Here is a 9,301-nt window from a genome sequence, read left to right as displayed (position 1 = left end):
GGCCGACTTGCCGATGCCCGCCTCGCCGCGCACCACCAGAGCGCCGCACCGGCCTTCCAGCAACCCGCCGATGACGGACTGCTCCGCCTGACGCCCGTACAACATGGCACTCCAAGAAACGTTTGTCTGAAATGTAGCAGGATCAGTCACTGCGAGCTGTGTGGCGGGTCGCACCGCGATCGTCGGTCAGGTGACGGATCGCGCCACCAAGGCCACGGCCCGACGCATGGCCTCCCGTACTTCGTCAGGTCCGTCGCCACGCGTCAGTGCCGAGGCGCTCAGGTGAAGGAACTGCCCTTGGATGACCCGTTCGACAAGCTCGGCCATGCCCTGACCGGAGCGCTCGGCGCCACCTGGCGCACCCAGCTCCAGGAGATGATCAACGCTCTGCTGGACCAGGAGGGCCAGCCCGGCTTGGCCTCCACATGACACGATGGGGCACGTTCTGGACCGCGCGCTCGGACGCGTGTTCGGGGCGGATGGCGCTCGCTCACAGGATCCTGGACCCAGCAGTTCGCCGCCATCGACGGCCTCGGACTCCACCGCGGACACCCGGAACACTGCGCCCGCACTCCAGCCGCGGAGCACTGCAAGCAGGGCCAACTTGCCGATGTCCGCCTCGCCACGCCCGACCAGTGCGCCGCACCGGCCGTCCAATAACTCAGCGATGATGGTCAGCTCTGCCTGGCGCCCGTACAGTATGGCACTCCAAGAAATGGTTGTCCGCAATGCGACACATGTGAACGCGAATACTTCGGCGCTCACCATTCGCTGTTTGCGGTGGTGAGGCTGGGCGCCAGGATCTGCCCGAGATAACCGGTAACCACGGTGGGCTCTTCGGTGCGCACCGCGATGTAACCATCGGGGCGGATCAGGACCAGAGTGCCGGCGCGAGCGCGGAAGAGCCTTGGGGCGCGGCTTGCGCGGGCGGTGTCAGGAAGCTGGTCCTCATCGGTGGGCCGAACAAGGGCTTCGACTGGGGGTGCCGACACGGCTGGACCCACGATTTCGCGATATTTCCGGAATGTGGGGGCTCATTGAACGCGCCCGCACCCCACACCCAGATGGTCTGTTACGGCCTATGGCGCAACCATCCCGAGCTCAGCTACGAGGGCGATGCCTACCCGGGCTCCGACGACATGCTCTATCGCTGGGACGACGTCTACCCGCTGCCCACCACCGAACAGGTTTGGTACACCACCTACTACGGCGGCACCGGCTTCTATACCGTCGGCCGCGGGATCCAGTGGGCCATCGACAGGGGCTCGCTGGTACGGCCCCTCATCGACGCGGGCACTCCCTCCAGCGTGCCGGTCTACCAACTGTGCGGCAACATGCCCGACATGGCGCTGCTGCATAACGAACACACAGGACCGTCCGACGGCGCCGTCTTCGTGGCGAGCTGCACTGCGGCCGACGGTATAGCGAACCGAGCCGCGGCCGCGACGCTCCCACTTAACCACCTCGAGCTCGGCTGGTCCGCGACTGCCATGGCCCAGATCACCGCCTGGCTCGGCTGAGCGTCACGTATGTGCACGACGAACTTCAGCACCTACTTCGAACTGGCCGAGCCGGACGAGCCCATCGCCCGCGACGAACGCGGACGTTCCGAACCCGACGCCGCCGGCACCGACAGGCCACCGCTATGTCAGCACCGCGGCGAGGTCCGCCACCGTACGGTAGAGGACCCCGGTCATGCCGAGCGTTCTGGCCGCCTCCACGTTCTCCAGCCGGTCGTCCACGAACAGGCAGCGCTCGGGCGCGGCACCGGCGAGTTCTGCCGCGATCTCGTAGATGCGCTGGTCCGGTTTGGCCACCCCGACCCGGGCGCTGCTGACCACGGCGTCGGCGAAGTGGGTGAGTCCGACCCGGTCCAGGTGCTCGTCCAACGTATCCGTGGCGTTGGTCACCAGCACCACCGGCACCCGCTCCTGCGCTTTCGCCAGGAGCGCCCTGACTTCCTCATTCACCGTGAACGGCACGGCGATGAACTCGGCGACCGCGAGCCTTGCCCGTTCGTCTCCGCCCAGAGCCACGACGACCGAATCGGCCCACTCCTCCTCGGTGATCAGGCCGAGTGTGGCCGGCCCGATGAGGGCGGGGTCGAAGGCGGTCCGCATCAGCGGCAGCCTGTAACGGGCCTCGATCTCGGCCTGAACGGCATGGTCGAACTGGCGGAGCACGCCGTCAAGGTCGCAGAGCACTGCGTCGAAGGGCATCATGGCCCTCTATTGTGCGGTGTGGCCTGGTGAGCGGGTTCGACTGGTCGGGAGGTTCGCCGATCGGGACGGCTACGGACCGGCATCCGGTAGTCATGTCGCGCCTCGGACTCTATATGCAGCGATGCCTGGCGGGTGGTTCGTCGCGGGAGCGCAGCTCGGGCTCGGCAAAACGTTGATCTTGGCGACTGGTCGGTGATATAGGTGGATTGGTGCGACTCCAAGGTGCGGCGGTGACAGCCCGCCGGTTCCGCCGGTAGCGGTGGGACGACTCGGTGTGATTCCGGGCCACGCGGTGACACCCCGCCACCTCTCGGGCCCTGCTCACGGCCCCTGATTCTTCGTGCGGTGAGGACCGTCCTCCCGCTGTCGAGAGGTGGTGTCGGATGTTCACCGGGCATATCCAGGAAGTCGGCATGGTGGTGGCCGTCGACCAGACGCGGATCGCGGTCAGAGCGCCCAAGGCCGCCGCGAGCGCGCCGGCTTCGATCTGCCTGAACGGCGTCGGGCTGATGATCGTCCAGACCGAGCACGAGACGGACGTACTGGAAGCCAGGCTTACGGCCGAGACCTGCCGCAGATCGACCCTTGACCAGATTCAGCCCGGCACGCGGGTCAACGTGGAGGCGCCTTTGGCGCTGGGCGACCCGCTGGGTGGTCACCTGGTCCAGGGCGCGGTGGATGCCGTGGGCAAGGTGGTGAGAGTCGACGAGGAGGGCGCCGCACGGCGGCTGTGGATCAAGCCGCCGGAGCGGTTCCTGCCGCTGGTCGTCGCGAAGGGGCAGATCGCGGTCGACGGTGTCAGCCTGACCGTCGCCGAGGTGTCCCGCGACCGGTTCTCGGTGGCGTTGATCCCCACGACGTTGCAGGCCACCGCGCTGGCGGGGTTGTCGGTGGGCGATCGGGTGAATCTGGAGCCCGACCTGCTCACCCGCCTGGTGCGGCGCTGGCCGTCCGACCCGGGGCAGGCGGTGACCGAGGTGGTCGCGGCGCTGCCGTGGGCGGGACGGGCCTCGGGCGGGCGGGGCGTGCAGAAGGCGCTGGCGCAGCTCGCGTCCGGAGGGGCGGTGGTGATCTGGGATCCCGACCGGGAAGGTGAGGGCGACGTGGTGTTCGCCGGGGCGCGCCTGCGCCCGGAGGCGTTCACGTTCCTGCTCACCCAGGTCTGCGGTCATCCGACCGTGCCCTGCGCGCCCGAGGTCCTCGACCGTCTGGAGATCAGGCGCATTCCCGGGCCGGGCGATCGGCACGGCACCCGGCCGCACGTCCCTGTGGACCTGGCCGCCGGGACCGGCACCGGGGTGTCGGCGGCCGAACGCGCCGCGACCGTACGCCGCCTGGCCCACCCGCAGGCCAGGCCGGCCGACTTCCTCCGGCCTGGACATGTCTTCCCGCTGGCCGCACGCCCTGGAGGTCTTGCCGAGCGCGCCGGTCACACCGAGGCCACCGTCGCCATGTGCGTGGCGGCCGGGCTGCCGCCGGTCGGGGTGTGCTGCGAGGTCATGAACCCCGACGGAACCATGGCGAAGGCAGCCGAGCTGGAGGTGGCCGCGCTGCGCTGGGGCCTGCCTCTGCTCGACGTGGACGACCTGAGGAAGCACCTGTGATCACGGCGGGCCGCGACCTCTACGACGATCCCCGCTTCTTCGAGGGCTACCGTCGGCTCAGGGATTGCGGCGCGGGGATCAACGACGCCGTCGAGATCCCGGCCATGAGCCGGATGCTCCCTCCCGTGGCGGGCGCCGCCGTTGTCGATCTGGGCTGCGGGGCAGGCGCGCTCGCCCGCCGGCTGGCCGACGCGGGAGCGGCGCACGTCTTGGCGGTGGACTCCTCCCAGCGGATGCTGGCGCTGGCCACCCCGCATCCGCGAGTCCGCTACCTGCACGCTGACCTGGACGAGCTCACGCTGCCCGCCCGCTGCGCCGACCTGGTCATCAGCAGCCTGGTCCTGCACTACGTCGCCGACTACCCGGGATTGGTCCGGCGCGTCGCGCACTGGCTGCGGCCGGATGGACGGTTTGTCTTCTCGATCGAACACCCCATCTGCACGGCGGCCGATCCCATGACCGGATGGCTGAAGATCGGCGAAGGCACGGTCTGGCCGGTCGACGACTATGCCTGGGAAGGGCCGCGCACCCAGAACTGGATCATCGAAGGCGTGCAGAAACACCACAGGCGGATGGACACGCTGATCAGCGGCCTGCTCGACGCCGGCCTGGAACTGACCGGCATCGACGAACCCGTTCCCGGCCCCGCCGCTCTCCAGAGCCATCCTCACCTGGCCGAACATCTCCGACGCCCCGGGCTGCTGGTGCTGGCGGCCCGCCGCGGGCACGTCGATGCTGCCGACGGACAGGAGTGACGAGTGTCGTGAACGCCAACCCGTACCAGAGGATCGGCTTCGGCTACTCCCGCCACCGGCGCCCTGACCCGCGTATCGCCGAGCAGATCAACCAGGCCCTGGGCGCCGCCGAAACAGTGATCAATGTAGGCGCCGGAACCGGCTCCTACGAACCACGCAACCGGCAGGTCACCGCCGTGGAGCCGTCCATGGTGATGATGCGCCAGCGTCCTCCCGGCTCGGCGCCGGTCATCCAGGGATACGCCGAGTCCCTCCCGTTCCCTGACAAGTCGTTCGACGCCGCGATGGCCATCCTCACCGTCCACCACTGGACCGACGCGGCCGCGGGCCTTGCCCAGCTGCGCCGGGTGTCCGGCCGGCAGATCGTCCTCACCTGGGACCCCGCCGTCACCGCACGATTCTGGCTGGTCGAGGAGTACCTCCCGGAGATCGCCGAAACCGACGCCCAGCTCACCTCTCTCGACGTCGTCCAGACCTGGTTCCGGCGCGACGGCGCACGGGTGAGCGTCGTCCCCATGCCGGTGGCCGCCGACTGCACCGACGGATTCCTGGGCGCGTACTGGCGACGCCCGCACTGCTACCTCGACCACCAGGCTCGCGCCGCCATCTCCGCCCTCGCGAACCTCGACCAGCACCTTGTCGAGCGCGCGATGAGACGCCTCGAGGCCGACCTCGCCAACGGATGCTGGCATGAACGTCACCGGGAGCTCCTCGACGCCGACACTCTCGACCTCGGCTACCGTCTCGTCACGGCCGACTCACTTACCCGAGTCGATCAGCCGGACGCGAGCCGCATCGCTGCCGTGCGGAGGCCGCCGCCCAAGCGGACCTGCCGACCCGGACAGGACACCACATCGACGGGAACGGGGGATAGCCGTGCCGATCATTGACGCCTGGGCGCAACATCCGACCCAGCGCTTCCTCCAGGACGACATGTTCGATTCGCTGCGCCGCTGGCGTGGCACGTCGATCCCGGCCGAGCCGCCGCCGGTCTCGGCCACGCTCGCCGCCATGGACGCTGCCGGTGTCGACCTCGCCCTGATCAGCGCCTGGTACGGCCCGCAAGGCGCGTTGATCTCCAACGACGAGGTGGCCGCCTTCGTCGCCGAGGCCCCTCACCGCCTGACCGGCGTGGCCTCCGTCGACCTACGCAAGCCCATGGCCGCCATTCGCGAGCTGCGGCGCGCGGTCACGGAACTGGGGTTCAAGGCGCTGCGCGTCCTGCCCTGGTTGTGGGAGCTGCCGCCCGACGACCGCCGCTACTACCCCTTGTACGCCGAGTGCGTCGAACTCGGCATCCCCTTCTGCACCCAAGCCGGGCACACCGGCCCGCTGCGCCCCTCCGAGCCGGGCCGGCCCATCCCCTACCTCGACCGGGTCGCCGTCGACTTCCCCGAACTGACCGTCATCGCCGGTCACATCGGCTACCCCTGGACCACCGAGATGATCGCGGTAGCAACCAAGCACCCCAACGTCTACATAGACACCTCCGCCTACACCGTCCGCCGATACCCCACCGAGCTGATCGCCTACCTCAAGGCTCACGGCCGTACGAAGGTGCTGTTCGGCAGCAACCACCCGATGATCACACCGGGCAAGGCACTCGACGGGCTGGACCAGCTCGACCTGGACGACGAGGTACGCGAGCTGTTCCTGCACGGCAACGCCCAGCGGGTCTTCAATCTGGAGCGCCACCGATGACGGAACAGCAGCAGGCAAGCCCCGAGGTGCAGGCGCGCATCAGGACCAGTTTTGAACGGCAGGGACTGATGCGCCATCTCGGTGCCCGCATCGTGCACATTGCACCTGGATGTGTGCACATCGCGCTCCCCAGCCGGCCGGAAGTCACCCAGCAGCACGGCTACATCCACGCGGGAGCCACCAGCGCCATCGCCGACAGCGCAGGCGGCTACGCGGCGTTCACGCTGTTTCCTGAGAACACCTCGGTGCTCACCGTGGAGTACAAGATCAATCTCCTGGCGCCTGCCCTGTGCGATCGCCTCGAGGCCGTGGGGACGGTCCTGAAAGCTGGACGAACGCTGACTGTGTGCCGGCTGGAAGTGTTCGGCGTCCAGGACGAGCACCGGTCGCTCGTCGCGACAGGTCAGCAGACGCTGATGTGTGTGAAGGAGAGATCCGAGCAGCCGGAAAACCATCCGTCGTCTCGGCATCGCCCTCCTCATCCAGGCCCGTGAGCCCCGGCCGTCGCCGCGACCACCTCCCAGGCCGGCTACGCCAAGACCCTCACCCGCCTGATCACCGTCACCGGCCCACAGCATCCGGCCGCCGCCCTGACCCCCGGCACTACGCCGCGGTCATGGATCGGTGACGGCCGCGGCGTCCACTACGTTCGCGGTGTTCGCCGCCACAGCGGCAATGGCCTGGTGCTGACTTGCCGCCCCGAACCTCGCCGTACACAGCGATCTTCGCGGCAGGAGGACCATCTCCGCATCCCGTCCGATCATGATGCTTAGCCCCCTACTTAACCGGCTGGCGGGAACCTCGCAAGACTCCGGTCGCCTGACTGATCCGCCACGGAGCCGCCGCACCATACGGTCGTGATCAGCCGCGTGAACATGGAGGAATGCCGTGCAGGCCATCACATTGGAGCCCATAGGAAGCGTCGTCGGCGGACGTATCGAGGCGTTCGACGACGACTGGAACACCGAACAGGCGGTGATCCGCCTCGACGGGACCCGTTTCGGCCCGGACGCGCTCGCCGGGCTGGACGCGTTCTCGCACCTGGAGGTGGTGTTCCAGTTCCATCTCGTGGACCCGTCCTCGGTCACCACCTCTGCCCGTCGGCCCCGGGGAAACCCCGACTGGCCCAAGGCCGGCATCTTCGCCCAGCGGGGCAAGAACCGCCCGAACCTGCTAGGCATCTCCCGCTGCCGTCTGCTCGCTGTAGACGGACTCGACATCCACGTGCGCGGTCTGGACGCCATCGACGGCAGCCCGGTCCTCGACGTCAAGCCCTACATGGACGAATTCGGCCCGCAAGGCCCGACGGTGCAACCGGAGTGGGCCACCGAGCTGATGCGTGCCTACTACTGATCTGGAAGGACTTCTCATGTCGAAAACCGTGCTGGTGACCGGTGCCTCCACCGGAATCGGCCGTGCCACCGCGCTGCTGCTGGCCCGTGAGGGCTTCACCGTCTACGCCGGAGTGCGCAAGGACGCCGACGGGGCGGCGCTCGCCCCCACCGTCACCCCGATCAAGCTCGACGTCACCGACGCCGGCCAGATCGCCGATGCCGCCGAGCGCCTCGGCCACCTCGACGCCTTGGTCAACAACGCCGGCATCGGCGTCACCGGGCCCTTGGAGTTCGTCCCGCTGGACGCGCTGCGCTGGCAATATGAGGTCAACGTCTTCGGCCAGGTGGCCGTCACCCAGGCCATGCTGCCGATGCTGCGCGCGTCGCGCGGCCGGGTGGTCACCGTCGGCTCGGTGGGCAGCTGGATCACCCTGCCCTTCGGTGGCCCGCTGTGCTCCTCCAAGCACGCCATCCGCTCGCTCAACGACGCGCTGCGCATGGAGGTCAAGCCCTGGGGCATCCACACGGTCCTCATCGAACCCGGCTCCATCCACACCGACGCCGTCGACAAGCTGGAGGACGAGGTCGAACCCCGGCTGGCCTCCCTCGGCGAGGAAGGCAGGAAACTGTACGGCTCCGCCTACCGGACCATGACCACGGCCGCGCTGAAGGAGGAGCGCTCGGGCTCCAGCCCCGATGTGGTCGCCCAGGCGGTCCTGCACGCCCTGACCGCCCGCAAGCCCCGCTCCCGCTACCCGGTCGGCAAGAAGTCGCGGCTGATGAGCACGCTCGGCCGCGTCGTCCCCCAATACACCCTCGACGCCCTGCGCCTGCGCGCGCTCGGACTGTCCTGAACGGAGCACACCCATGACCCAGCTCGCCGGAGCCGACGCCCTCATCGCGCTCGACCCCGTCTTCGCCCAACTCGCCGTCGGCGCGGGCCACAACCTGTGGGGCCTGCCGCACCTGACCATGCGCGAGAAGGCCTTCGTCTGCCTGACCGCCGACCTGTGCCACCCGCACCTCGACCTGCCCCTGGCCATGCACATCCAGATGGCCCTGGCCAACGGTGTCGAGCCCGAGGCGATCAGAGAGCTCTACCGGCACCTGGCCCCCTACGTGGGCTATCCGATCATGGTCACCGCCTTCCAACGCCTGGCCGAACTCGGCCTGCCCGAAGCGCAAGACACCAAGGCCGTCGAACCGACACCGCTGAGCGGAGCGCTGATGCGTGCCGTCCACGATCTTGAGAATGTGGACACGGGCCTCGCGGAGTTCACCGAGGACCAGCTCGCCCAGCGCTGGGCCAGGCCTGGCCTCAGCATCCGCGAGCGGGCGATCGCCTGCCTGGTCGTGGACATCCTCTACCAGACGCTGGGCGAATCGTTGCGCCTGCACGCAGAGCTGGCCAAGTCAGCCGGGGCCACCGACGAGACCGTGCGCGACTTGCTCCGCGGCGTCGCCGAATTCGGTCTGCCGCGGGCCTGGGCCGCCGCCCGCGCCCTGGCCCTATAACGACCGTCGCGGGTTGAGGGTCATCGCACGGGGCGTCGCGCTCGGAGCGGCTCGGCCTGGTCAGGCGGCTGCGCGGGCTCGGGCTCGGCCTGCCCGCCATCACCGCCGTGCTCAACGGCGAGCGTTCCATGGCCGAGGCCGTCGCGGCCGAGCGGGCGGCGCTCGACGTG

General features: G+C 69.0%; 11 protein-coding genes. 10 read left to right on the top strand and 1 reads right to left on the bottom strand.

Annotated elements, in window-relative coordinates; genetic code table 11:
* The first annotated feature begins 297 nt into the window (after positions 1 to 297).
* Together ABN273_RS58510 and ABN273_RS58505 are read left to right on the top strand one after the other, a co-directional pair.
* Complete coding sequence (locus tag ABN273_RS58510) at positions 298 to 429, top strand: hypothetical protein (protein WP_349458452.1); 132 nt, start codon at positions 298 to 300, stop codon at positions 427 to 429.
* Between the two features lie 608 nt (positions 430 to 1,037).
* Positions 1,038 to 1,520, top strand: coding sequence for a hypothetical protein (locus ABN273_RS58505; RefSeq protein ID WP_349458451.1), 483 nt, complete (start codon positions 1,038 to 1,040; stop codon positions 1,518 to 1,520).
* A gap of 123 nt (positions 1,521 to 1,643) precedes the next feature.
* Here ABN273_RS58505 and ABN273_RS58500 read toward each other — a convergent pair whose 3' ends face one another.
* Positions 1,644 to 2,222: an HAD family hydrolase gene (locus ABN273_RS58500; protein WP_349458450.1), complete on the bottom strand. Its 579-nt coding sequence runs from the start codon at positions 2,220 to 2,222 to the stop codon at positions 1,644 to 1,646.
* Positions 2,223 to 2,605: 383 nt separating this feature from the next.
* Here ABN273_RS58500 and ABN273_RS58495 point away from each other — a divergent pair, with 383 nt between their 5' ends.
* The 8 genes from ABN273_RS58495 to ABN273_RS58460 all read left to right on the top strand — a co-directional run bounded on the left by ABN273_RS58495 (position 2,606) and on the right by ABN273_RS58460 (position 9,131).
* Positions 2,606 to 3,826, top strand: coding sequence for a riboflavin synthase (locus ABN273_RS58495; RefSeq protein WP_349458449.1), 1,221 nt, complete (start codon positions 2,606 to 2,608; stop codon positions 3,824 to 3,826).
* The gene (locus tag ABN273_RS58490) at positions 3,823 to 4,581 is read left to right on the top strand and encodes a class I SAM-dependent methyltransferase (protein WP_349458448.1); all 759 of its coding nucleotides are present in this window, start codon (positions 3,823 to 3,825) and stop codon (positions 4,579 to 4,581) included. Before ABN273_RS58495 ends, ABN273_RS58490 begins: the two co-directional genes overlap by 4 nt.
* A gap of 8 nt (positions 4,582 to 4,589) precedes the next feature.
* Entirely contained in the window at positions 4,590 to 5,471 is an 882-nt protein-coding gene (locus ABN273_RS58485; protein WP_349458447.1) for a class I SAM-dependent methyltransferase, read from the top strand.
* On the top strand, positions 5,458 to 6,282 hold the full coding sequence (locus tag ABN273_RS58480) for an amidohydrolase family protein (RefSeq protein WP_349458446.1): 825 nt from the start codon (positions 5,458 to 5,460) through the stop codon (positions 6,280 to 6,282). The genes ABN273_RS58485 and ABN273_RS58480 overlap by 14 nt, the downstream gene beginning before the upstream one ends.
* Positions 6,279 to 6,776: a PaaI family thioesterase gene (locus ABN273_RS58475; RefSeq protein WP_349458445.1), complete on the top strand. Its 498-nt coding sequence runs from the start codon at positions 6,279 to 6,281 to the stop codon at positions 6,774 to 6,776. The genes ABN273_RS58480 and ABN273_RS58475 overlap by 4 nt, the downstream gene beginning before the upstream one ends.
* A gap of 394 nt (positions 6,777 to 7,170) precedes the next feature.
* Positions 7,171 to 7,635, top strand: coding sequence for an SAM-dependent methyltransferase (locus ABN273_RS58470; RefSeq protein ID WP_349458444.1), 465 nt, complete (start codon positions 7,171 to 7,173; stop codon positions 7,633 to 7,635).
* Positions 7,636 to 7,651: 16 nt separating this feature from the next.
* The gene (locus tag ABN273_RS58465; protein WP_349458443.1) at positions 7,652 to 8,470 is read left to right on the top strand and encodes an SDR family oxidoreductase; all 819 of its coding nucleotides are present in this window, start codon (positions 7,652 to 7,654) and stop codon (positions 8,468 to 8,470) included.
* Between the two features lie 13 nt (positions 8,471 to 8,483).
* Complete coding sequence (locus ABN273_RS58460; protein ID WP_349458442.1) at positions 8,484 to 9,131, top strand: carboxymuconolactone decarboxylase family protein; 648 nt, start codon at positions 8,484 to 8,486, stop codon at positions 9,129 to 9,131.
* Positions 9,132 to 9,301 lie beyond the last annotated feature (170 nt).

The sequence above is a fragment of the Nonomuraea sp. B19D2 genome (assembly GCF_040137845.1).
GTDB lineage: Bacteria > Actinomycetota > Actinomycetes > Streptosporangiales > Streptosporangiaceae > Nonomuraea.
Note: the sequence above shows the minus strand (reverse complement) of the source record. Positions and strands in the feature narration are given on the sequence as shown.

What these genes read in the sequence shown, in the direction of transcription:
- ABN273_RS58500 (WP_349458450.1), bottom strand. Translation starts at nt 2,222, where the DNA reads ATGATGCCCTTCGACGCAGTGCTCTGCGACCTTGACGGCGTGCTCCGC.
- ABN273_RS58495 (WP_349458449.1), top strand. Translation starts at nt 2,606, where the DNA reads ATGTTCACCGGGCATATCCAGGAAGTCGGCATGGTGGTGGCCGTCGAC.
- ABN273_RS58475 (WP_349458445.1), top strand. Translation starts at nt 6,279, where the DNA reads ATGACGGAACAGCAGCAGGCAAGCCCCGAGGTGCAGGCGCGCATCAGG.
- ABN273_RS58465 (WP_349458443.1), top strand. Translation starts at nt 7,652, where the DNA reads ATGTCGAAAACCGTGCTGGTGACCGGTGCCTCCACCGGAATCGGCCGT.
- ABN273_RS58460 (WP_349458442.1), top strand. Translation starts at nt 8,484, where the DNA reads ATGACCCAGCTCGCCGGAGCCGACGCCCTCATCGCGCTCGACCCCGTC.